This window comes from Sphingomonas sp., from assembly GCF_030145815.1.
Taxonomy (GTDB): Bacteria; Pseudomonadota; Alphaproteobacteria; order Sphingomonadales; family Sphingomonadaceae; genus Sphingomonas.
This window is the reverse complement of record NZ_JAIXHL010000019.1, coordinates 1-21,612: the sequence shown is the minus strand read 5'-3', so window position 1 is coordinate 21,612 and position 21,612 is coordinate 1. Positions and strand designations below refer to the sequence as shown.

The window sequence follows — 21,612 nt, the reverse complement described above, 5'->3', positions numbered from 1 at the left end:
AGCGGATCCCGACTCATGACCGACCCCACCGACCCCGACGACACTGCCGTCCGCGCGCAGAAGGCGCGCGAAACCTGCCCCTTCCTCACCACCAAGCAGACCGCCTTCCATCTCGGGCTCGCGCCCAGCACCTTGAAGGGTATGCGCGCGGAAGGACGCGGGCCGGTCTGCCGCCTCCATGGTCGCGCCTGGTACTACCATATCGACGATATCGAGGCCTGGTCGAAGGCCCGGCGCAAAGGCGGCGACCATGATTGAGCGCCGCGATCTTCCGCTGTTCGCCTGGGGCGAAGCGCTCCGTGCCGCCAAATGGCGCCGCCGGATCCTGGTGCGCCGCACGACCCTCGTCGCGCTCGGATGTGCCTGTCTCGCCGCGACCATCGTCGCGCCGCCGCTGCCGCGATTGCTGTGGAACGCCAGCGCCAGCGCGCCGGTCGGCCTCTATCGCGTTGCGCCCGGCCACGGCGTCGTCCGCGGTGATATGGTGATCGCGCGGACCCCGCTGCCCGTACGCGCGCTGGCGGCGAGCCGGCATTATGTCCCGGCGAACGTCCCGCTGGTGAAGCGCGTGGCCGGCGTGCCGGGCGACCTGGTCTGTGCGATCGGACCCGAGATCCTCGTCAATGGCAGCGTGCTCGCGACGCGGCGCGCCAGCGACCGGCTCGGACGGCCGCTGCCCTGGTGGACCGGCTGCCGGATCCTCCGCAACGGCGCGCTGTTGCTGCTGATGTCGGACACGCCGGACTCGTTTGACGGGCGCTATTTCGGACCCACTGACGCCGCGGACGTGATCGGCAAGGCAACGATCTTGTGGACTTGGTCGGGAGGTTCCAATGGTGGTTAGGCGCTGTTGGCCGATCGGCAGAGGGGCGTGGATGGCGCTGGCCGCATGGCTCGCGCTGGCCTGCCCGGCGGCGGCGCAGACCGTCGCGGATTGGCGCCCGCTTACAACTGAGGCGGCGCAACGGTTCGGCTTGCCAGTCGCCTGGATCGAACGGGTGATGCAGGCGGAAAGCGGCGGCCGGACGATGCTCTAGGGGCGGCCGATCGTCAGCCGCGCCGGCGCGATGGGGCTGATGCAGTTGATGCCGGGCACCTGGGCCGAGATGCGGGCTGCGCTTGGTCTCGGCAGCGATCCATTCGATCCGCGCGACAATATCCTCGCCGGCACCGCCTATTTGCGGCGCATGTATGACCGATTCGGTTATCCGGGCATGTTCGCCGCCTATAATGCCGGACCCGGGCGCTACGCTGCCTATTTGGCGGGCCGCCAGCCGCTGCCGGGCGAGACGATCGCCTATCTGGCGACGGTGGGCGGCGATCGTCAAAGCCCGCCTGCGGCGACCATCGAACCGCGCAAGCCCACCCTCTTTGTCGTGCTGAACGTCAGGGCGGATCCAGCAGCGGCTGCTCCGGCGCCAGCCGGGGAGCTGTTCGTAACTCTGCGTCGGGACCGCGTGGTCCCCTGATCCGTCCTGCTGTCACCGTCGCGCCCAGCTCCGCTCGACGACCCGCTCTGCTGGAACGGGTCGTCGAGGTCGATGGCGATGAGATTACTTCTTGAGCAGGATCAGGCCGCGCGGCGCCGAGGCGGCGGCAGGTCGCGCAGCGGCAGATAGAGCAACTTGAAATAGTCTTCGGCAAGCTGGCGCGCGGTGTCCGGCAGCAGCTTCTTGATCGAGCCGGTGAACGCGCTGGCATAGAATAGAGGCTTGCCGGGCGCGCCGCGGGCGCGTTCCTGAAACAGACGAAACATGACACGGACCAGCTCGGTGCTTTTCGGCCGGCTGACATGATCGTCGCAATCGGAATCGATCGTGATGCAGTCCCATGCGAGCTCGGCATATTGCCGCGCCATCTTGACCATCATCATTGGCCGGTTGTGTGCCTGACAGACATAATAGTGACGATCGTTCGCGGCGCGATCGCCTTTTCTGAACCAGGTATAGGGTGTCTCGTCGAGGACATCCTCGCGCATCGCGGCCGGGAAAGCGCCGACCGCGATGTTGGGATAGCCGAGTGTCTCGAGCCGCCCGGCGAACAGCCCGGCGTCGGCGTCGGCGAGCGCGGGCGGCTTGCAGGTCTCGGCGGCGATGGCCGCGCGTAGCGCAGCGTTGGTGCCGAAGCCGAGGCTGAATGCCAGCGCTTCGGTGAGATGTCCCGAACGAATTTCAGGCAGGGACATGCGCAGCGCCGCCTTGGCAGCGTCGATATTGGCTTGAGTCAGGATGAATAAAGGCATGACGAACCGTCCTCATGTGAAGGCCGCTTATCGCCGATTACAAGACGGCCCGAGGGTCCGGCTGTCGAACGCTTGTCGCTCTGCTCTGCTTGGACCCGGCGACAGGTCAGGTGAGAGGAACCGGCTTCACATCATAATCGGGTCTGCGGGGCGGGCAAGACGATCGAGCGCCAAGCTTGTGGATAAGGAGGCTCGTCTCGGATCGTCCCAGCATGGCGGCTGCCAGCGCGCCTGTGCAAGGCCGGCGGCCCCTCCAATTTTGCTGCGACAATGAGCGTGCTGCGCACGCGCGTTTGTTCGTAGCCGCGCAACAAAATCGGTTCCTCCGCCGCCGCTGCGCGGTGCCTGCGCTACGCTCCGGCAGCCCTGACAGGCACGCCGGCAACCGCCGTCGAGAGGCTGTCTTCGAAGCGGAAGACGTCAAGCGACAGGAGGTTCTCATGACCATGTTTCAACCGATTTCGCAGTGTTCGCATCGCGTGATGGCGACGCTCGTGGCAGGGCTCGAACTGGAATTCGGGCGCGGCGCCGCGGAAGCGCTGGCGGCACGGTTTATCGCGGCGGAGGAGTGCGATTTCATCTGGGATGCACGGGTCGAAGAGCGCTGGCTGGGTGCCTATGAAGCGCTTGAGGAGGAGGGGTTCGAGTTCGACCGGGTTGCCGTGATCGGGGCTCTGGATGGCCACTGGTTCGCTGCGATCTGCATCATCGATGGCGATGGAAACCCGCATGGGATGATCGCGCGGCGCAGCTTCTCAGGCGCGCGGGCAGCGCGAAAGGCGTTCGAGACACTGCATTGATCGAAGCGAAGATGCGGCCGGGATGCGGTGTCGGACAGGCATCGCATCCCGGCTTCTTTTGTCCTCGGCGAGGGTGGATAGCGAGCCACCAGGACACCGATGGACGGCCCGAGCTGAAGGGCCGCGTAAGGCAAGATAAAGCTGTGGCACCGGTGGTGCCGCAAGTGATTGTCTGCACATCGTTTTTCAGGGATTTCTGTGGCACTGCCCGACGCGCGCCAGTGCCGTTCTGGCCGGAATCGACGGATTTCCGCGGCGTTCGATGGCACCGGTTTTCATGCGCGCAGAGGCGGGCCATGCTGTCTCGATACCTATGGCGGAATGCCTCTCATGGCCGACGAAAACGAGTTCGAACCGCGGCTTGGCCGGATGCGCAGCACCGGCGGCAAGCGGGTCCGGAAATATCTTGGTCGCGTGCTCGCAGCCGCCAATCTCGCGCGGGGCGGCGCTGCGGGCTTCGGCGTCAAGCGCGCCGGCTTCTCGGGTGCCAGGATCGGCCGTGGCGCCGGGATCGGTCGCGTGCTTGCCGGTCGCGGCAGTCGCAGCGCCTATGGCGCGCGTCGCGTCATCATCAAGGCGAGCATCGTCAAGCTCGCCGGCAAGGGGTCTGGAGCCGCGGTCGCGCACCTGCGCTATCTCCAGCGCGACGGCACCACGCGCGATGGTCAGCCGGGGCGGCTCTACGGGCCTGACGATGATGTAGTCGATGGTAAGGGATTCCGGGAGCGCTGGGCTGGCGACCGCCACCAGTTCCGCTTCATCGTTTCGGCTGAGGATGGCGCGCAATATGAGGATCTCAAGCCTCTGACCCGGCGGCTGATGGCGCGGGTCGAGGAAGATCTCGGGACCAAGCTCGACTGGGTTGCTATCGACCATTTCAACACCGGCCACCCGCACACCCATATCGTCGTGCGCGGCAGGGACCAGTTCGGCGCCGATCTCATCATCGCGCGGGACTATCTGACAAGCGGCATGCGCGAGCGGGCGTGCGAGCTGGTTGATCTCGATCTCGGGCCGCGCTCGGCGCGTGAAATCGAAGCCAGCCTGCGCGCCGAGGTCGAGCAGGAACGGCTAACCTCGCTCGACCGGTCGTTGCTGCGCGATGCGCAGGCCGGGGTCGTGTCGACCGCCCGGGGCGACGCGTTCGATCAGGCGCTCCGCGCCGGGCGGCTCGCCAAGCTGAGGCGGCTTGGCCTGGCTGAGCCGGTTGGTGGGACGAGCTGGCGTCTCGCGCCCGGACTGGACGACACGCTTCGGCGCCTGGCCGAGCGCGGCGACATCGTTCGCACGATGCAGCGCGAGTTCACGCGCCGCGGAATGGACCGAGCAAGCGCTGACCAGGCGATCTATGATCCGTCAGCGCCACACGCGCGTCCGCTGGTGGGTCGTCTCATTGGCCGAGGCCTCGCCGACGAGCATGCCGATCATCACTATCTGATCGTCGATGGGATTGACGGGCGCAGCCATTACGTGGCGATCGGCAAGGGCGCGGGCCTCGATATCGTGCCCGAGGGCGCGGTGGTTCGGATCGACCCGCAGCGCGCGGATGCGCGTGCGGTCGACCGCACCGTTGCCGCCGTCGCTGCGGCCAATGCCGGACGCTACGATATCGACGCGCATCTCCGCCACGATCCGAGCGCGACCCAGGCGTTCGCCGAAACGCATATCCGCCGGCTCGAGGCGATACGGCGGCTAAGCGGAAATGTGACTCGTGAACCCTCCGGACAATGGATCGTCGCCGAGGACCATCTCGAGCGCGCCGCGGCGCATGAGGCGAGGCTGCTGCGGGACCGGCCTGTGGCGGTCGAGATCCTGTCCTCGCAGCCATTGTCCCGACTGGTAGTGGCGGATGCCGCAACCTGGCTCGATCGAAGCCTGGTCGCGGCGGAACCCTTGGCGCTGCGCGAAACGGGATTCGGCTCCGAGGTTCGCGACGCGCAGGATCGCCGCCGGCAATGGCTGATCGCGCAGGGTCTGGCCGAGCAAGCGGAAGGCGCAACGGGCTATCGTCCCGACCTTCTCTCGACCTTGCAGCGGCGCGAGCTCCTGCGGGTTGCTGGACAGCTGTCGGAGGAGCTCGACCTATCGTTTGCCGATCCCGCGCCGGGTGCGCGGATTGAGGGCATCGTGCGGCGCCGGATTGACTTGGTCAGCGGGCGGTTTGCGCTGATCGAGAAGTCGCGTGAATTCACGCTGGTGCCTTGGCGGCCAGTGTTGGAGCGGCAGGTCGGAAAGCCGGTGTCGGGGATGATGCGCGGTGACGGTGTCAGCTGGTCGTTCGGGCGGGCGCGACAGGGGCCGGTGATCGACTGAGTTGCCAGTGGCATCGAAAACGCGGATCGACTGCTGCGGAGGCTGGAAAGTAGCAAAAGCTAGTAGGGGACATTCCCTTCTGTCCGCTTCGCGCCCTTTAATCGGACGAGTAGGAGTTTTTGCGTACTCCCAAAAGCTGCCGGTAGAGTTTTGACGGTTTGCAGAACGCCATCGCAGGCCGATAATGATCGTCTCGCGCCTTTTTCCTCCCCATCGAGTCGGGGATAAATAAGCAGCGAGTGAAACGATGAAGGGCATGGCGCCGGGGGGCTGCTTTGAAGATTTACGCCGTATCGATCGAGAATTTCCGGGGCATTAGTTCTGCGAATCTGGTGCTGCCCGACCATGCCGTGCTCATCGGCGACAACAACACGGGCAAATCCTCGGTCTTGGAAGCAATAGATCTTGCGCTCGGGCCGGATAGACTGAGTCGTCGCCCTCCAGTCGATGAGCATGATTTTTTTGAGGGCAAATATCTTCCCGTGGCCGCAGCCTCCGCGGAGGGGGGTGCCGTGCCCGATGCGTCTGGAGAGGCACCCGTCGCCGAAGCCCCGAAGATCACCGTCGAAGTCACCATAGTCGGCCTGTCGGAAGAGCAGGAGGCTAGGTTCGGCGGCAATATCGAGTGGCTCAATGTCGAAACCGGCGATTTCTTCACCGAGGCCAACCCGGCGGGTGTTGATGCAGCGAACATCAAGGCGGCGCTGCGCGTCACCTTCATCGGCGGCTACGATTCCGATGAGGACGATTTTGTCGGCAACACCTTCTATTCGCGCAGCCTGACGGAGGGAGATAAGCCCGAACCGTTCTCCAAGAAGGACAAACAGCATTGCGGCTTCTTGTTCCTGCGCTCTCTGCGCACCGGCTCGCGCGCGCTGAGCCTGGAGCATGGCAGCCTGCTCGACATCATCCTGCGGCTGAAGGAAATTCGGCCGCAGATGTGGGAGGGCACGATCGGCACGCTTGCTGCCTTCGACGTGGCAAGTGATCCCGCGCTGGGCATTTCCGGCGTGCTCGACAGCATCGACAAGTCGTTGAAGAAATATGTACCGCGCGAATGGGGTGTGAAGCCGCACCTCAAGGTGTCGAATCTCACGCGTGAGCATCTGCGCAAGGTCGTGACTGCCTTCATTGCCACCGGCGATGGCGATCACGCCGCGCCCTTCTATCGCCAGGGCACCGGCACGATAAACATGTTGGTGTTGGCTATGCTGTCGCAGATCGCTGAGGACAAGCAGAACGTTATCTTCGCCATGGAAGAGGTCGAGACTGCGATCCCTCCCTATGCCCAGAAGCGGATCGTGCATGAGCTGCGAAAGTTGGCCGCGCAGTCGATCGTCACATCGCACTCGCCCTATGTCCTGGAAGAATTCAAGCTCGACGAGACCGTGATCCTGTCGCGGGCCAATGACGGTGTGCTCACTCAAGCGCAGATAGCGTTACCCGACAGCGTAAAGCACAAGCGCTATCGGCAGGAGTTTCGCACGCGTTTCTGCGAAGGCCTCCTGTCCCGTCGCGTGCTGATCGCCGAAGGCGCCACCGAGGCCAGCGCCTTTCCGGTGGCCGCGCGGCGGCTGTCGGAGCTAAATCCCGCCACCTATGCCTCGCTTGAGGCGCTCGGCATCTGCATCATCGATGCGGGCACCGAGTCCCAGATCGCCGATCTCGCCGGGCTGTATAAGGGTCTCGGCAAGCGGACGTTCGGGCTTTGCGACAAGCAGACCGATCCGGCGAAGGCGGCAATCGAAGCCCAGGTCGAGCGGCTGTTCATGCACGAGGAAAAGGGGATCGAAGATCTCATCCTCAAGAATACGACCCAGGATGCGCTTGAACGGTTCTCCGACGCGCTCGACTGGCCGCCGCATATCCTTGCGAAACATGCGAATCCGAAGGCCAATGTGATCGCGGCGCTGAAAGAGTATTTCGGCTGGGCAAAGGGCAACTGGGGCATCGCCGATTTCCTCGGCCAGTGCTCCGAGGCCGAAATCCCGTCCTGGATCCGCGATGCCTGCATAATGCTGAAGGCGATCTGTGATCCACCGGCCGCGCCGCCTGCGGCGCCGATCCCGCCTGTGCCGCCAGCTCCCCCGGCAGGGAACAGCGGGCAAGTCGCTGCCCCCGCACCGGGCGTTTAGAGGGCGCGATGGTCGATCTGACGTCGGCGCAAAAGGATGTTCTGACTGCCGAGGGGCATCAGCTCGTCGTGGGCGGTCCTGGCTCGGGCAAGACCACCGTGTCGATCTTGAAGGCAGCGAAGATCGCGCGGGAGAAACTGAGGCCGGGGCAGCGCATCCTTTTTCTCAGCTTTGCGCGTGCGACCGTCTCGCGCGTGTTCGAGGCGATCGATGAAGAACAGTCGGTCACAAAGGAGGAAAAGAAGCGGATCGAAGTCGATACCTATCACTCCTTCTTCTGGAGAATCCTCAAGGCGCACGGCTATTTGGTCGGATTTCCGCGGCGGATGACGATCCTGACGCCGCCGAACGAGGCGATCGCGCTGTCGGCGATCCGCAGCAGCTTCAAGGCGCCGTCCAAGTTGTCGGACGAGGAGAAGGCGCAGAAGGCCGCTCTGGAAGTGGCCGAGCGCATGCGGTTGGCGACTGAGGAGGGCAAGGTCTGTTTCGACCTGTTCGCGGAGCGGGTGGCCATCTTGCTGCACGGTTCGACCAAGGTCCGCAAGCTTGTGTCGACCATGTACCCGTTCATCATCCTCGACGAGTTCCAGGACACTAGCGCCGAGCAATGGCGCGCGGTCGAGGCGATTGGCAAGAGCAGCACGCTAATCGCGCTGGCCGATCCTGAACAGCGAATCTTCGATTTTATCGGTGCCGATCCGGAGCGGCTGAACCACTTCAAGCAGGCGTTCAAGCCGTCCGAGCACGACCTGGCCGGGGACAATCACCGGAGCAAAGGCACCGATATCGCGATCTTCGGCAATCACCTCCTCACGGGCAAGTTTCGCGACGAGCCCTATCAGGGCGTCGAATATGAGGGGTTCGCGTCGAACCCTAACCAAGCCTATGCGTCGCTCGTCACGCAGGTTCTTCAGGCGCGGCAACGGCTCCTCGCGCTGGGTCGCCGGGACTGGTCGCTTGCGATCCTGGTTCCGACCAAGCGTATGACGCGTCTCGTGTCTGACAATCTGCGCGCGCCATTCGGAAATGTGCCGCCAATTGCGCATACAGCGGCGGTGGATATGGAAGGCCCGATCCTCGCCGCCGAGGTGATCGCCTTCCTCCTGCAACAGCGCAGTCACAGCGGTTGTTTGGATGAATTTGTCGACGTGCTCTGTAGCTTCTTCGACGGACGCGGCGGGGCAGCGCCGACGAAGGGCCATCTGGCCGACGCCGCGCGTTTTAGGTCGGCACTGGAAAAGTGGAATGGATGCCTCGCCAAGGGCAAGGCACCGCCAGGTAACAGTGTCCTCCAGGCCACGTTCGCGGTTCACCAGGCTGCGACGGCCATCGCCTTGACCGGACAGCCCGATGCCGATTGGGCTGCGGTTCGAGCCGTCCTTGAAGCTGGCGCCTGCACGCGGCTTGTTGAGGTGGCGCAGGAAGCCCGCAATGTCCGCCTGCTCGAACGCGGCACACAGCTGCGTCAAAGCCTCTCACAGGATTGGCGCGAAACCGGCGGCTATAAGAACGCCCTCCCAATTACGCGGCAGTCCTTCGTCCAGGAGCACTTCGCGACGGCACACAAACCCGAATCCGGCATCGTCGTGATGAACATGCACAAGGCCAAAGGGAAGCAGTTCGACGAAGTCATCATCTTCGAAGGCTGGCCGAAGCGGTTCAAAGGCGAAATTGTGGGCAACCCTGATCGTATCGTTGGCGGCAATGTGAACTCAGGCGCGATGACTCAGGCCCGCCAGAATTTTCGCGTCAGCGTGACCCGCGCCAAGATGCGTACGACGATCATGTCCCCTAAAGATGACGTCTGCGTATTGCTGATCCCCGTCGAATAGCCTGACTAGCGCGCTGCAATGCGTCGGGGACCTCGGCTAGGTCAGCCCCGGCATCCTAACCGCGGTGGCTGAGCCGGCGCCAAGGGGGCACGCAACGCTTCATCGATCTCCCCAAGGCAACTGCTCACGCCAAGTCCATGTCAGCATGTTTGGCGACACGGCTAACGCGCTCTCGTCCCCGAAAGCCGCCAGACGACTCACAGCCAGTAGTCGCCATCGCGTTCGCGCAAACCTACCTGGGGTGTCCGGCGGCCCCGGAAGTTGAGAAACGCGCTTGAGACGCGCGCCCATGAGGGCCATCCGACGCCGCCGAACGGGCTCTTCCTATCGTTCAAACGATTGCGGTGCCAACCCGCGCTTGCCATTCCGCCCGCGCTCGCCGAAGATTCCCTTGATGAAGAACGACGTGGATCATCTGCCTGAGGTGCAAAGGGGCGAGCTGGAGCGTGTCCAGGGCGTCCTGATGGAGGAGTTCGAAGAGGCGATCGGCAGGGCTACAACGCCGAGCCGTAAGAACGGCAAGATCCTCAAGATCATCCTGTTCGGATCCTATGCGCGTTCCGATTGGGTCGACGAACCCGAGAACGGCTATCAATCCGATTTCGACCTGCTGGTGATCGTCAACCACGACGACCTGACCGACATCGCCCATTACTGGTACATCGCAGAGGATCGCATCCTGCGCGACGCGGCGATCGCGCGGCCGGTCAACATCATTGTGCATTCGCTCGACGAGGTGAACCAGTCGCTCAAGCGCGGCGAGTATTTCTGGGTCGACATCGCGCGGGACGGGATCGTCCTCTACGAGCTGCCCTGCCATCCGCTGGCGACGCCGATGCCGCTCACCCAAGCCGACGCCTACCAGATGGCGAAGACGTACTTCGAGGAGTGGCTGAAGAAGATCGACAGCTCTCTCAAGGGCGCGCAGTTCTACATCGGAGAGCAGGAATGGAAGGACGCAGCCTTCACCCTGCATCAGGCAACTGAGCGCGCTTACGTCTGCTTCCTACTGGTGCGGACCCTCTATTTCCCACGCTCGCACAATATCAAGTTCCTACGCTCGCTCGCTGAGGGCAACGAGCCCCGGCTGATCGAGGCTTGGCCCCGCGATACCCGCATCGATCGTCGGCGCTTCCAGTTGCTCAAGCGCGGCTATGTCGAAGCCCGCTATTCCAGCGCCTATGAGATTACGATCGAGGAGCTGAACGCGATTCTGGCGTGCGTGCGTGCGAGCGCTGCGCGACATCATCGAGCGGGTCTCGCGTGAGAGGTTGGAGCAGCTGCGCGCCACGGCTGGGTCGTAGAACTCCATCAAGATCAATGCCCTGACTTGAAACGGCGCCGTGCACCACCGACATCCCTCCTATCGTTCAACAACGGAAAGGAGGTGGTCAGATGTCTCATTGTCGCACGTCGCGCGCGGCAGAATCTCTGAGCATGACCTCCACCGCGGGGGTCCGGCTCGGCTGAGCTGTCCGCGTTCGGATGACAATGGAAAGGCCGTCCCGAGAGGGGCGGCCTTTCGCGTTTGATCAGTCGAATGCTTCCGGCCATATGTCGAATGACTGCATCGTCATCTCAGCCCTAGCTGGCCGCACAGCGCCGCTGGGCACCATGTAATTTCGAGCGCCGTTGGAAGAGTCATTGCCCGTCGGGATTTCCCCCGGCGGGAGCCTCTTCGTGACCCCCACCAAGCTGCTGATCGGACAAATCCTTATCGTCTTCGGACTTGTGATCGCGGGCCTGTGGGCGGCGACGCAATGGGCGGCGGCGATGCTGGCCTATCAGCCCGAGCTGGGCCGGCCCTGGCTGATCGTCGGTGATGTCCCGGTCTACCGGCCCTGGGCGCTGTTTTCGTGGTGGTATCATTACGACGCCTATGCGCCGCACGTCTTCGACAAGGCGGGCATGCTCGCTGGCGCCTCCGGCTTCCTCGGCTGTGGCGCGGCGATAGCCGGGTCGCTGTGGCGCGCCCGCCAGCGCAGCAACGTCACCACTTATGGCTCCGCGCGCTGGGCAAAGCCCGGCGAGATCGAGCGCGCGGGGCTGTACCGCGACCGCGGCGTGCTGCTCGGTCGGCTCGGCGGCCAGTATCTGCGTCACGACGGCCCCGAGCACGTCATGGCGTTCGCGCCGACCCGGTCTGGCAAAGGCGTCGGCCTGGTCGTGCCGACTCTGCTGTCCTGGACCGGCTCGACGGTGGTCCACGACATCAAGGGCGAGAATTGGACGCTGACCGCCGGCTGGCGGTCGCGCTTCTCGCATTGTCTGCTGTTCAACCCCACCGACCCGCGCTCGGCGCGCTACAATCCGCTGCTCGAGGTCCGCCGCGGCGCCGACGAAGTGCGCGACGTCCAGAACATCGCCGACATCCTGGTCGATCCTGAGGGGGCGCTCGAGCGGCGAAACCACTGGGAAAAAACGAGCCATGCGCTGCTGGTCGGGGCGATCCTCCATATCCTCTATGCCGAGGAGGAGAAGACGCTCGCCCGCGTCGCGACTTTCCTGTCCGATCCGCAGCGCAGCTTCGTCGCGACGCTTCGGCGGATGATGTCGACCAACCATCTCGGCACTCCTGAGACGCCGCGCGTCCATCCGGTCATCGCCTCGGCCGCGCGCGAACTGCTCAACAAGAGCGAGAATGAGCGCTCGGGCGTGTTGTCGACCGCGATGTCGTTCCTCGGCATCTACCGTGACCCGACCGTTGCCGAGGTCACTTCACGCTGCGACTGGCGAATCGCCGACCTGATCGATGGCGAGCGGCCGGTCTCGCTGTACCTGGTCATTCCGCCCTCGGACATCAGCCGCACCAAGCCACTCGTCCGCCTCGTGCTCAACCAGATCGGCCGCCGTCTGACCGAGCGGCTCGAGCAGCGGGACGCTACGACGCGCCGGCACCAGCTGCTGATGATGCTCGACGAGTTCCCGGCGCTGGGCCGGCTCGACTTCTTCGAGACGAGTCTCGCCTTCATGGCCGGCTACGGCATCCGCGCCTTCCTGATCGCCCAGAGCCTCAACCAGATCGAAAAGGCCTATGGCGAGCACAATTCGATCCTCGACAATTGCCATGTCCGCGTCGCCTTCGCGACCAACGACGAGCGCACCGCCAAGCGTATTTCCGACGCGCTCGGTACCGCCACCGAGCAGCGCGCGATGCGCAATTATGCCGGCCATCGGCTCGCACCCTGGCTCGCGCATGTCATGGTCAGCCGCCAGGAAACCGCCCGTGCCCTGCTGACGCCCGGCGAGGTCATGCAGCTGCCGGCGACCGATGAGCTGGTGTTGCTCTCCGGGCTCGCGCCGGTCCGCGCGACCAAACTGCGCTATTTCGAGGACCGTAATTTCAGCGGTCGGGTGCAGCCGGCACCGGTTCTCGCCGATGGTGTCTATGGCGACCGCCCCCGCCAGCGATCGAACGACTGGGGCCGGTTCGCGCGGTTCCCCGACGCGCGGCTCGAGCTCGCCGCGGATCTGACCGATGCCGGAGATGATGGCGGCATGCAGCAACAGCGGCATCCCGGCCTCGCCCAGGAGGGCACGGCCCATTCTGTCGAGGCGGACCAGGCCGTGCAGGTCGCGCCGGACGACGACGACAATGTTGCCGCGGACAAGCGCGCGATGGAGCAGGCGCAGGGGCTGACCCCGGCGGCGCGCGCCTATGGCATCAACGAGGGCGCGCATCGCGACCTCATTCCGGGGCTCTGACGATGAAGGTCCGCCAGAACCTCTATATTGATCGCGAGCTCAGCGAAGCGCTCGAAGCACTCGCCGCCAGTCCCGGCGCGAACAAGTCTCGGCTGGTCAACGACGCATTGGCGAGCTGGCTCGCGCGGCACGGTTCAAAGGAGGTCGATGACCTGCTCAAGGTCCGGCTCGACCGCATGTCGCGCGAGATCGGTTTGGTCCGCCGCGACATCGACGTGGTGCTTGAGAGCCTTGCGCTGTTCGTGCGCTACCAGCTGCTGGTCACGGCGCCCTTGCCCGAGGCCGACAGCGCGGCGCTCGCGATCGGGCTCGAGCGGTTCGAGAAATTTGTCGGCCAGGTCGGACGCCAACTTGCCAGCGGCAGGCGCACCCTCGGCCCCACCGAGCCATTGGAGAAGGGGTCGTGAGCGGCGCGGCCGATACCGTGTCGGAAGGCCGGCGCCGCGCGATGCTGCGCACTGCGATGGGGCCAGCTATCGCCGCAGCCCTCGCCGACCCGCTCGTACTCGAGGTGATGATAAACCCGGATGGCGCGCTGCGGCTCGATCGGCTGGGCGAAGGGCGGACCGATACCGGCATCCGCTTCGAGCCGGCCCAGGTCGAGCGCATTATTCGGCTCGTCGCCAGCCACGCCCGTATTGAGGTGCATGCTGCGTCGCCGATCGTCTCGGCCGAGCTGCCGCCGCATGGCGAAGGCGCTGGCGAGCGGTTCGAAGGCGTGCTGCCCCCGGTCAGCCTCGCGCCCTGCTTCTCGATCCGCAAGCCGGCGATTCGCATCTACACGCTGCTCGACTATGTCGCTGACGAGATCATGTCGGCCGAGATGGCGCGCCTGCTGTCGCTGGCTGTGGTCGAACGCCGCAACATCCTCGTCGCCGGCGGCACCAGTTCGGGCAAGACGACGCTGGCCAACGCGCTGCTCGGCGAAATGGCGCATCTAGACGAGCGGGTGATCCTGATCGAGGACACGCGCGAGTTGCAGTCGCCTGCGCCCGATACCGTCGCGCTGCGCACCCGCGCCGGCCATGTCACCATGGCTGATCTGGTCCGCTCGACGCTGCGCCTGCGGCCCGACCGCATCATCGTCGGCGAGGTACGCGGCGGCGAGGCGCTCGATATGCTCAAGGCTTGGAACACCGGCCACCCCGGCGGAATCGCTACCGTCCATGCCAATAGCGCAGCCTCCGCGCTGCTGCGCATCGAGCAACTGATCCAGGAAGCCGTGGTCACCGTGCCCCGCCGGTTGATCGCCGATGCGATCGATCTGGTCGTGTTCATCGCCGGGCGGGGTTCGGCTCGCCGGGTGGACACGCTCGCACGCGTCGCCGGCCTCGATCCTGACGGCGACTACGCTCTTTTCGACCACCCCCTCGATTTCGCCCGCGCACCTCAAGGAGATTGACCATGCGCCTGTCCGTATCTTGCCGCCCTCCGCTCCCCTTAGCTGCGCTTGCCTTCGGGCTGGCGATCGCCGTTTCCGCGCCGGCCCTCGCGAGTGGCTCCGGCATGCCCTGGGAGCAGCCGCTCCAGCAGGTGCTCGAATCGGTCCAGGGGCCGGTCGCCAAGATCATCGCGGTGATGGTGATCATCACCACCGGCCTGACACTCGCGTTCGGCGAGACCTCGGGCGGCTTTCGCCGGCTCATCCAGATCGTGTTCGGCCTGTCGATCGCGTTCGCCGCCTCCTCCTTCTTCCTGAGCTTCTTCAGCTTCGGCGGCGGGGCGCTGGTCTGATGTCGACTCGCGTCGGCCATCACATCGAAGGGTTTGAGGCAGCGATCCATGGCAGCCTCGGGCAGCCCATCCTGCTCGGCGGCGCGCCGCGCGGGCTGGCGATCGTCAACGGCACGATCGCCGCAGCGATCGGGCTGGGCCTCCAGCAATGGCTGGTCGGGCTGGCCCTCTGGGCGGTCGGGCACAGCGTCGCGGTGTTCGCAGCGCGCCGCGACCCGGACTTCGCGCCGGTCCTGCTCCGCCATCTCCGCCAGAGGAGCTATCTCGCATGCTGAGCTTGCGCGAATATCGCCAGTGCGCCGACCGGCTCGCCGATCATCTCCCTTGGGCAGCGCTCGTCGCACCGGGCGTAGTGCTCAACAAGGACGGCAGCTTTCAGCGCACGCTTCGCTTCCGCGGGCCGGATCTGGAAAGCGCGACCGAGGCCGAACTGGTCGGCGCCTGCGCCCGCGCCAACAATGTGCTCAAGCGGTTCGGATCGGGCTGGGCCCTGTTCTTCGAGGCCGAGCGTGTCGAGGCGCTCGCCTATCCGGCGAGCGCCTTTCCCGATGCCGCTTCCTGGCTGGTCGACGAGGAGCGCCGCGCCACCTTCGAAGCAGAGGGCGCGCATTATGAAAGCCACTATCACCTGACGCTCACCTTCCTGCCGCCGGCCGATGCGAGCGATGCTGCCGGCCGGTCGCTGGTCGAGCGCAACGAAGAGGTCGATGGTCGCGACTGGCGCATGGCGCTGGCCGGCTTCATCGCGGAGACCGACCGTGTGCTCGATCTCTTCGCGGGCTTCATGCCTGAGGTACGCGGGCTCTCCTCCGAGGAGACGCTTGCATATCTTCATGCCTGCATTTCGACCCGCTGCCAGCCGGTCGCGGTGCCCGAGACGCCGATGTATCTCGACGGGCTGCTCGCCGATACGCCACTGGTCGGTGGGCTGGAGCCGAAGCTCGGCGACCGGCATCTGCGTACCATCACCGTGCTCGGCTTCCCCAATATGAGCCGTCCGGGAATCCTCGACGCGCTGAACGCCTCGGACTTTGGCTATCGCTGGGTCACCCGCTTCATCGCGCTCGACAAGACCGACGCGACCAAGGCGCTGACCAGGATCCGGCGCCAATGGTTCAACAAGCGCAAGTCGATCACCGCGATGCTGCGCGAGGTGATGTACAATCAGCCGGCGCAGCTGCTCGATAGCGACGCTGACAACAAGGTTGTCGACGCCGACCAGGCTTTGCAGGCGCTCGGCGCAGATTATGTCGCGTTCGGCTATCTGACCGTCACGATCACCGTCTCGGACGTGGACCGTATGCGCGCCGACGAGAAGGTCCGCGCGGTCGAGCGGATCGTCAACGGCCTCGGCTTCACCTGCGTGCGCGAGGGCGTCAACGCGGTTGAGGCATGGCTGTCCTCACTGCCCGGCCACACCTATGCCAATGTCCGGCAGCCGCTGGTCCATACCCTCAATCTCGCCCATCTGATGCCGCTCTCGGCGATCTGGGCGGGGCCGGTCACCAATGCCCATCTCGGCGGGCCGCCGCTACTGGTCGCTCAGACCGCGGGCACGACGCCGTTCCGCTTATCGACCCATGTCGGGGATGTCGGCCATATGCTGGTGGTGGGGCCGACCGGCGCGGGCAAGTCGGTGCTGTTGGCGCTGATCGCGCTGCAGTTCCGGCGCTATCCGAGTGCCCAGCTCTACATCTTCGACAAGGGCTTTTCCGCACGCGCCGCGGTGCTCGCTATGGGCGGCGCGCATCACGCGCTCGGCTTGGGAAGCGGCGCAGGGAAGGACGGAGGAAGTGGGCTCGCCTTTCAGCCGCTGCGGAAGATCGACGATACCGATGAGCGTAGCTGGGCGGCGGAATGGATTGCAGCGCTGCTCGCGCACGAGAAGGTCCTCGTCACCCCGGAGGTCAAGGAAGCGGTCTGGTCGGCGCTGGGCTCGCTCGCCTCAGCACCGGTCGAGGAGCGGACGCTGACGGGGTTTACGCTGCTGCTCCAGTCGAATGCACTGCGGACCGCGCTGACCGCCTATACGCTCGATGGCCCTTATGGCCGGCTGCTCGATGCTGCCGAACAGGCGCTGGCGCTCTCCGATATCCAATGCTTCGAGACCGAGGCGCTGATGGCCCAGTCGGGTGTGGTCGCACCGGTCCTGACCTATCTGTTCCACCGGCTTGAGGAGCGCTTCGACGGTCGTCCGACGCTGCTGATCCTCGACGAGGCCTGGATCTTCCTCGACCATCCGCTGTTCGCCGCGCGCATCCGCGAATGGCTGAAGACGCTGCGCAAGAAGAACGTCGCGGTGCTGTTCGCGACGCAGAGCCTGGCCGATATCGCCGACAGCAGCATCGCGCCCGCGATCATCGAGAGCTGCCCGCAGCGCATCCTGCTTCCCAACGACCGGGCGATCGAGCCGCAGAGCCAGGCCGCTTATCAGCGCTTCGGACTCAATGCGCGGCAGATCGAGCTCGTCGCGCGGGCTACGCCCAAGCGGCATTACTATCTCCAGTCCGCCCGCGGAAATCGCCTGTTCGAGCTCGGCCTGGGACCGATCGCGCTCACCCTCTGCGGCGCCTCTGATCCGGACAGCCAGCAGCAGATCGATGCGCTGCTCACCGAACGTGGCGCAAGCGCCTTCGCCGCCGAATTCCTCGCCTCGCGCGACCTCGCATGGGCCGCCGCGCTGCTCGGCGACTTCATTCCCCCGGTTCGCTGACCCTCTAACCGAAAGGAGAACACCCATGTCCCAGCGAAACCTCCGCCGACACTTCTCGAAGTATCTCGTCGCCACAGCGCTCGCGCTCGGCAGCGCCGGTTCGCTCGGCATGGCGCTACATGCGCCGCCGGCGCGGGCGCAGATCACCGTGTTCGATCCGTCGAACTATTCGCAGAACCTGCTCACTGCGGCGCGAACGCTCCAGCAAATCAACAACCAGATTCAATCGCTCCAGAACCAGGCAACGATGCTGACGAACCAGGCGAAGAATCTGAGCCGGATCGACTTCCCCGAACTCCAGGCGCTGACCCGGACACTACAGCAGATCGACCGGCTGATGGGCCAGGCGCAAGGGATCGGCTTTCGGGTCGATAATGTCGACAGCGAGTTCCGGCGGCTGTTTCCGCAGAGCTTCGACCAGGCGCTGACCACCAACGATCTTGTCGTCGGTGCCCGGACTCGCCTCGACACCTCGGTCGCCGCGTTCAATCGGACGATGCAGGTGCAGGCGCAGGTTGTCGGCAATGTCGCTGCCGATGCACAGGCGCTCGCCGCGATCGTGGCGAAGAGCCAGGGCGCCGAGGGCGGACTCCAGGCGCAACAGGCGACCAACCAGTTGCTGGCGCTCACCGCCAAGCAGCAGTTCCAGATCCAGAACATGATGGCGGCGCAGTACCGTGTCGAGACGCTCGAAGCGTCGCGCCGCGCTCAGGCCCAGGCCGAGGCGCAGGCCGCCACTCGAAAGTTCCTCGGCAACGGCACGGCCTACCACCCTCGCTAGGGGCCTCCCGTCCGAGCGTGACGGCGGGCGCTGCCCTCGGTTCGCCGTCACCCCGCGGGGCGCGTCTCCGGTTCCCCGAGCGCGCTCCGCGGGACTTCTCCCCGCCGACAGGAAATGACCATGACCGACCTCAACGTCATCGACCAGTTCCTGCAGGCGTTCATTCGCTACATCGACAGCGGGTTCGGCTTGCTGGGCGGCGATGTCCATTTTCTGGCGGCGACGCTGATCGGCATCGACATCACGCTGGCGGGCCTGTTCTGGGCGCTGGGCGGCGAACAGGATGTGATGGGGCGCTTCCTTAAGAAGATCCTCTATGTTGGCGCGTTCGCCTTCATCCTGAACAGCTTCCCAACCCTCGCGACGATCGTGTTCAACTCGTTCGCTGCGGCCGGGCTGACCGCGGGCGGCGGCACCATCTCGGCCGACGATCTGCTCAAGCCGGGCAGGCTGGCCGGAACGGGATTCTCCGCTGCCTGGCCGCTGCTCGAGCAGGTCTCGCAGCTTCTCGGCTTCACGACCTTCTTCGACAATTTCCTGACGATCGCTGTGCTGCTCTTCGCCTGGGTGCTGGTGATCCTGTCGTTCTTCATCCTCGCGATCCAGCTGTTCATCACGATCCTGGAGTTCAAGCTGACCACCTTGGCCGGCTTCGTGCTGGTGCCCTTCGCGTTGTGGAACCGCACCAGCTTCCTCGCCGAGCGCGTGCTGGGAAGCGTTGTCAGCTCAGGCATCAAGGTGATGGTGCTCGCCGTTATCGTTGGGATCGGTTCGAACTACTTCAACGATTTCGTCGGATCCCTACAGGGTCAGGAGCCCGATATCGGGAAGGCGATGAGCCTGGCGCTCGCCGCACTCACCTTGTTCGGACTCGGCATTTTCGGTCCGAGCATTGCGACCGGCCTGGTCTCCGGTGCGCCTCAGCTCGGCGCCGGCGCGGTCGCCGGCACGGCGCTCGGTGCCGCCGGCGTCGTTGCGCTGGGTGGTGGTGCCGCCCTTGCCGGTGGACGTGCCATCGGAGGGGCCGCTCTGGGTGCGGTCCGTGCTGGCACATCGATGGGCTCGGCAGCGTCGACTGCCTACAAGCTCGGCCAGGAGAGCACGGGCTCCACCAGCGTCGGCACCGGGCTCAAGGGGGTTGCGAGCGCGGCGGGCAGCGCATTGCGCAATCGCGCCGCCGGGGCTTTCGGTATCGGCGAGGCCGCGGCTTCGGGTCGCCAGGCAGCTTTCGACGCGCTTGCCCACCGGCAGACGCCCGCCACCAGCGGATCCGATCAGGCCGCCGAGCACCAGCCGGCCTGGGCGCAGGCACTGCGCCGCCAGCAGGATGCGCGCCATCATCGCCAGGTCGTCGCCCACACCCTGCGCGAGGGCGATCGCGGCGGCGCGTCGGCAACCCCTGACATCAAGGAAAAGGAGGACTGAGCGATGCTCTTCAAGCGAAGCGTCCAGCGCTACGGGCGAACGCCCGAACCCGACACGCCCTTTCATCGTGCCGGCCAGCTCTGGGACGAGCGGATCGGATCGGCGCGCGTCCAGGCGCGCAATTGGCGGCTGATGGCCTTTGGCGGACTGGCGCTCACTACGGCCATGTCGGGCGCGCTGATATGGCAGTCGCTGCAGAGTCGGGTGACGCCCTATGTCGTCGAGGTCGATCGCCTCGGCGAGGCACGCGCGATCAGCGAAGCCGAGGCTGGGCATCGCCCTACGGACCCCCAGATCTCCTGGCATCTGGCCCGCTTCATCGAGAAGGTGCGCTCAGTCTCGCTCGACCCGGTGCTGATGCGGCGCGACTGGCTATCGGCCTATGACTTCGCCAGCCAGCGTGGCGCGGTGTTCCTCGGTGACTATGCGCGGTCGGCGAACCCGTTCGGTGCCATTGGCCAAAAGACGGTATCGGTTCAGGTCACGAGCGTGGTCCGTGCGTCGGATCAGTCATTTCAGGTGAAGTGGATCGAGACCGCCTTCGACCGGGGCGCGCAGGCGGGAACCTCGCACTGGACCGGCATCCTGACCGTCAAGCTCAAGCCGCCCGCATCGGCGGAGGTGCTGCGCAAGAATCCGCTCGGCCTCTATGTCGATGCGATCGACTGGAGCCGCGAGATCGAGCCGGCGGCCAACCCGGCGGTCTCGTCGCGAGCAGCCGCGCGCCCGGTGCAACCGGCCCCCGAAGTTTCGATCACCGCCGCGACTGATGGCGCCGCCTCGGCGAGCCCAATCCCTGCCAATCCGGAGAATCGGCAATGAAACGCCCCAGCAACTTGCCCACGCTGTTTGCGGTGGCGATTGTCTTGATCGTACCCACCAGCACCTTTGCGCAGCGTTCAAGCGCCGCCAATGCTCCCCAGCGGACGACATCGACGATCGCCGCGGCAAACCGGGCCGCAACGCGCGAACCGTCTCCGCTGGCCTTTCTCAATGCCGCTGCGGTCATGCCCTATGCCGAAGGCGCGATCTATCAGGTCTACACCACGCCGGAACGCGTGACCGACATCGTGCTTGAGCCCGGTGAGGTGCTGGGCGCGGTGGCGAGCGGCGACACGGCGCGCTGGGTGATCGGCGATACCACGAGCGGCGCAGGTGGCAGCAAGCGCGTCCATATCCTCGTGAAGCCCTATGCTGCGGGTCTCTCCACCAATCTCGTCATCACCACGGATCGGCGGACCTATCATCTCGCGCTCACCAGCGCGCGCAGCGTCGGCATGTCGGCGCTGAGCTGGACCTATCCGCAGGATGCGTTGCTGGCGATCCAGCGAACCGAGGAAGCGGCGGCTGCGGCTACCCCGGTGGCCGCCGGACTCGACGTCGATCAGCTCCATTTCAACTATGCCATCTCCGGGGATACGCCGCGATGGCGGCCGTTGCGCGCGTTCGACGACGGCAGGCAGACCTATATCGAGTTTCCTGCGAGCCTGGCGGTCGGGGAAGCGCCGCCGCTGTTCCTCGTTGGCGCGAAGGGCGAGGCGCAGCTGGTCAACTACCGCCTGCGCGGACGCTATTATGTGGTCGACAGGATCTTCGACGTTGCCGAGCTCCGCCTCGGCGCCAAGCGCCAGGAGATCGTCCGGCTTACCCGCATCGATGAAGCCGGGCGCCGCGGTCGGACGAAGGGGAGAGCGTCGTGACTGCAGAAATCGCTGAGGCGCCCGACGGCGCCGCTTCCATGAGGTCGCCGAAGGTGGATCCCGAGACCCTGGTGCTGCGCGCCCGGCCCGGACGCGCGATCCGCTTTAACAGGCCGTTGACGTAGTCGCCTTTTCGGCGGCGGGGCTCAATGTTCGCCAGCAGAGGCGGCGATGAGCAGGATGCCTGCTTGGCCTGCCGCCTGGCCGATGAAGGCAAAGAGCAGCGTGTTCT

At 65.4% G+C, this 21,612-nt stretch carries 18 protein-coding genes and 1 pseudogene; 18 read left to right on the top strand and 1 reads right to left on the bottom strand.

Going from position 1 to position 21,612, the window contains the following annotated elements; translation table 11 throughout:
- Positions 1-15: 15 nt before the first annotated feature.
- The 3 genes and pseudogenes from KYX69_RS16185 to KYX69_RS16175 all read left to right on the top strand — a co-directional run bounded on the left by KYX69_RS16185 (position 16) and on the right by KYX69_RS16175 (position 1,469).
- On the top strand, positions 16-258 hold the full coding sequence (locus KYX69_RS16185) for a helix-turn-helix domain-containing protein (protein WP_066573256.1): 243 nt from the start codon (positions 16-18) through the stop codon (positions 256-258).
- Positions 251-844: a S26 family signal peptidase gene (locus KYX69_RS16180; protein WP_066573259.1), complete on the top strand. Its 594-nt coding sequence runs from the start codon at positions 251-253 to the stop codon at positions 842-844. The genes KYX69_RS16185 and KYX69_RS16180 overlap by 8 nt, the downstream gene beginning before the upstream one ends.
- 31 nt (positions 845-875) lie before the next feature.
- Positions 876-1,469 (top strand): annotated as a pseudogene (locus KYX69_RS16175) (lytic transglycosylase domain-containing protein).
- Between the two features lie 101 nt (positions 1,470-1,570).
- On the opposite strand, the gene KYX69_RS16170 reads toward KYX69_RS16175, so the two are convergent.
- Complete coding sequence (locus KYX69_RS16170) at positions 1,571-2,242, bottom strand: hypothetical protein (protein WP_066573264.1); 672 nt, start codon at positions 2,240-2,242, stop codon at positions 1,571-1,573.
- A 440-nt stretch (positions 2,243-2,682) separates the two neighbouring features.
- Here KYX69_RS16170 and KYX69_RS16165 point away from each other — a divergent pair, with 440 nt between their 5' ends.
- From KYX69_RS16165 to trbG, 15 genes are all read left to right on the top strand, one after another.
- Positions 2,683-3,042, top strand: coding sequence for a hypothetical protein (locus KYX69_RS16165; RefSeq protein WP_066573268.1), 360 nt, complete (start codon positions 2,683-2,685; stop codon positions 3,040-3,042).
- Positions 3,043-3,372: 330 nt separating this feature from the next.
- Positions 3,373-5,355, top strand: a complete 1,983-nt coding sequence (gene rlxS, locus KYX69_RS16160; RefSeq protein ID WP_066573271.1) for a relaxase/mobilization nuclease RlxS — start codon at positions 3,373-3,375, stop codon at positions 5,353-5,355.
- A gap of 275 nt (positions 5,356-5,630) precedes the next feature.
- The gene (locus KYX69_RS16155; protein ID WP_066573273.1) at positions 5,631-7,490 is read left to right on the top strand and encodes an AAA family ATPase; all 1,860 of its coding nucleotides are present in this window, start codon (positions 5,631-5,633) and stop codon (positions 7,488-7,490) included.
- 8 nt (positions 7,491-7,498) lie between these two features.
- Positions 7,499-9,322: an ATP-dependent helicase gene (locus KYX69_RS16150; protein WP_066573275.1), complete on the top strand. Its 1,824-nt coding sequence runs from the start codon at positions 7,499-7,501 to the stop codon at positions 9,320-9,322.
- 394 nt (positions 9,323-9,716) lie between these two features.
- Positions 9,717-10,589 (top strand): nucleotidyltransferase and HEPN domain-containing protein, encoded by an 873-nt coding sequence (locus KYX69_RS16145; protein WP_300498972.1) that lies wholly within the window; start codon positions 9,717-9,719, stop codon positions 10,587-10,589.
- Between the two features lie 413 nt (positions 10,590-11,002).
- Complete coding sequence (locus KYX69_RS16140) at positions 11,003-13,027, top strand: conjugal transfer protein TraG (RefSeq protein ID WP_066573283.1); 2,025 nt, start codon at positions 11,003-11,005, stop codon at positions 13,025-13,027.
- A 2-nt stretch (positions 13,028-13,029) separates the two neighbouring features.
- Positions 13,030-13,434 carry a CopG family transcriptional regulator gene (locus KYX69_RS16135; RefSeq protein ID WP_066573285.1) on the top strand — a complete coding sequence of 135 codons (405 nt, stop codon included), beginning with the start codon at positions 13,030-13,032 and terminating at the stop codon, positions 13,432-13,434.
- 41 nt (positions 13,435-13,475) lie between these two features.
- On the top strand, positions 13,476-14,429 hold the full coding sequence (gene trbB, locus KYX69_RS16130; RefSeq protein WP_066573926.1) for a P-type conjugative transfer ATPase TrbB: 954 nt from the start codon (positions 13,476-13,478) through the stop codon (positions 14,427-14,429).
- Between the two features lie 2 nt (positions 14,430-14,431).
- Complete coding sequence (locus KYX69_RS16125; RefSeq protein WP_075152901.1) at positions 14,432-14,761, top strand: TrbC/VirB2 family protein; 330 nt, start codon at positions 14,432-14,434, stop codon at positions 14,759-14,761.
- Positions 14,761-15,036, top strand: a complete 276-nt coding sequence (locus tag KYX69_RS16120; protein ID WP_066573287.1) for a VirB3 family type IV secretion system protein — start codon at positions 14,761-14,763, stop codon at positions 15,034-15,036. The genes KYX69_RS16125 and KYX69_RS16120 overlap by 1 nt, the downstream gene beginning before the upstream one ends.
- Complete coding sequence (gene trbE, locus KYX69_RS16115; protein WP_066573290.1) at positions 15,030-17,474, top strand: conjugal transfer protein TrbE; 2,445 nt, start codon at positions 15,030-15,032, stop codon at positions 17,472-17,474. Before KYX69_RS16120 ends, trbE begins: the two co-directional genes overlap by 7 nt.
- Before the next feature lie 25 nt (positions 17,475-17,499).
- Positions 17,500-18,255: a P-type conjugative transfer protein TrbJ gene (gene trbJ, locus KYX69_RS16110; RefSeq protein ID WP_066657190.1), complete on the top strand. Its 756-nt coding sequence runs from the start codon at positions 17,500-17,502 to the stop codon at positions 18,253-18,255.
- Between the two features lie 120 nt (positions 18,256-18,375).
- The gene (gene trbL / locus KYX69_RS16105) at positions 18,376-19,680 is read left to right on the top strand and encodes a P-type conjugative transfer protein TrbL (protein ID WP_066573929.1); all 1,305 of its coding nucleotides are present in this window, start codon (positions 18,376-18,378) and stop codon (positions 19,678-19,680) included.
- Positions 19,681-19,683: 3 nt separating this feature from the next.
- A complete protein-coding gene (trbF, locus tag KYX69_RS16100) occupies positions 19,684-20,502 on the top strand; it encodes a conjugal transfer protein TrbF (protein ID WP_066573294.1) in 819 nt (272 codons plus the stop codon).
- Positions 20,499-21,380: a P-type conjugative transfer protein TrbG gene (gene trbG / locus KYX69_RS16095; RefSeq protein ID WP_082737834.1), complete on the top strand. Its 882-nt coding sequence runs from the start codon at positions 20,499-20,501 to the stop codon at positions 21,378-21,380. Before trbF ends, trbG begins: the two co-directional genes overlap by 4 nt.
- Positions 21,381-21,612 lie beyond the last annotated feature (232 nt).

What these genes read in the sequence shown, in the direction of transcription:
- trbF (WP_066573294.1), top strand. Translation starts at nt 19,684, where the DNA reads ATGCTCTTCAAGCGAAGCGTCCAGCGCTACGGGCGAACGCCCGAACCC.
- trbB (WP_066573926.1), top strand. Translation starts at nt 13,476, where the DNA reads ATGCTGCGCACTGCGATGGGGCCAGCTATCGCCGCAGCCCTCGCCGAC.
- KYX69_RS16150 (WP_066573275.1), top strand. Translation starts at nt 7,499, where the DNA reads ATGGTCGATCTGACGTCGGCGCAAAAGGATGTTCTGACTGCCGAGGGG.
- KYX69_RS16125 (WP_075152901.1), top strand. Translation starts at nt 14,432, where the DNA reads ATGCGCCTGTCCGTATCTTGCCGCCCTCCGCTCCCCTTAGCTGCGCTT.
- trbE (WP_066573290.1), top strand. Translation starts at nt 15,030, where the DNA reads ATGCTGAGCTTGCGCGAATATCGCCAGTGCGCCGACCGGCTCGCCGAT.
- trbG (WP_082737834.1), top strand. Translation starts at nt 20,499, where the DNA reads ATGAAACGCCCCAGCAACTTGCCCACGCTGTTTGCGGTGGCGATTGTC.
- KYX69_RS16180 (WP_066573259.1), top strand. Translation starts at nt 251, where the DNA reads ATGATTGAGCGCCGCGATCTTCCGCTGTTCGCCTGGGGCGAAGCGCTC.
- KYX69_RS16145 (WP_300498972.1), top strand. Translation starts at nt 9,717, where the DNA reads ATGAAGAACGACGTGGATCATCTGCCTGAGGTGCAAAGGGGCGAGCTG.
- trbJ (WP_066657190.1), top strand. Translation starts at nt 17,500, where the DNA reads ATGTCCCAGCGAAACCTCCGCCGACACTTCTCGAAGTATCTCGTCGCC.
- KYX69_RS16165 (WP_066573268.1), top strand. Translation starts at nt 2,683, where the DNA reads ATGACCATGTTTCAACCGATTTCGCAGTGTTCGCATCGCGTGATGGCG.
- KYX69_RS16120 (WP_066573287.1), top strand. Translation starts at nt 14,761, where the DNA reads ATGTCGACTCGCGTCGGCCATCACATCGAAGGGTTTGAGGCAGCGATC.
- KYX69_RS16170 (WP_066573264.1), bottom strand. Translation starts at nt 2,242, where the DNA reads ATGCCTTTATTCATCCTGACTCAAGCCAATATCGACGCTGCCAAGGCG.
- rlxS (WP_066573271.1), top strand. Translation starts at nt 3,373, where the DNA reads ATGGCCGACGAAAACGAGTTCGAACCGCGGCTTGGCCGGATGCGCAGC.
- trbL (WP_066573929.1), top strand. Translation starts at nt 18,376, where the DNA reads ATGACCGACCTCAACGTCATCGACCAGTTCCTGCAGGCGTTCATTCGC.
- KYX69_RS16135 (WP_066573285.1), top strand. Translation starts at nt 13,030, where the DNA reads ATGAAGGTCCGCCAGAACCTCTATATTGATCGCGAGCTCAGCGAAGCG.
- KYX69_RS16185 (WP_066573256.1), top strand. Translation starts at nt 16, where the DNA reads ATGACCGACCCCACCGACCCCGACGACACTGCCGTCCGCGCGCAGAAG.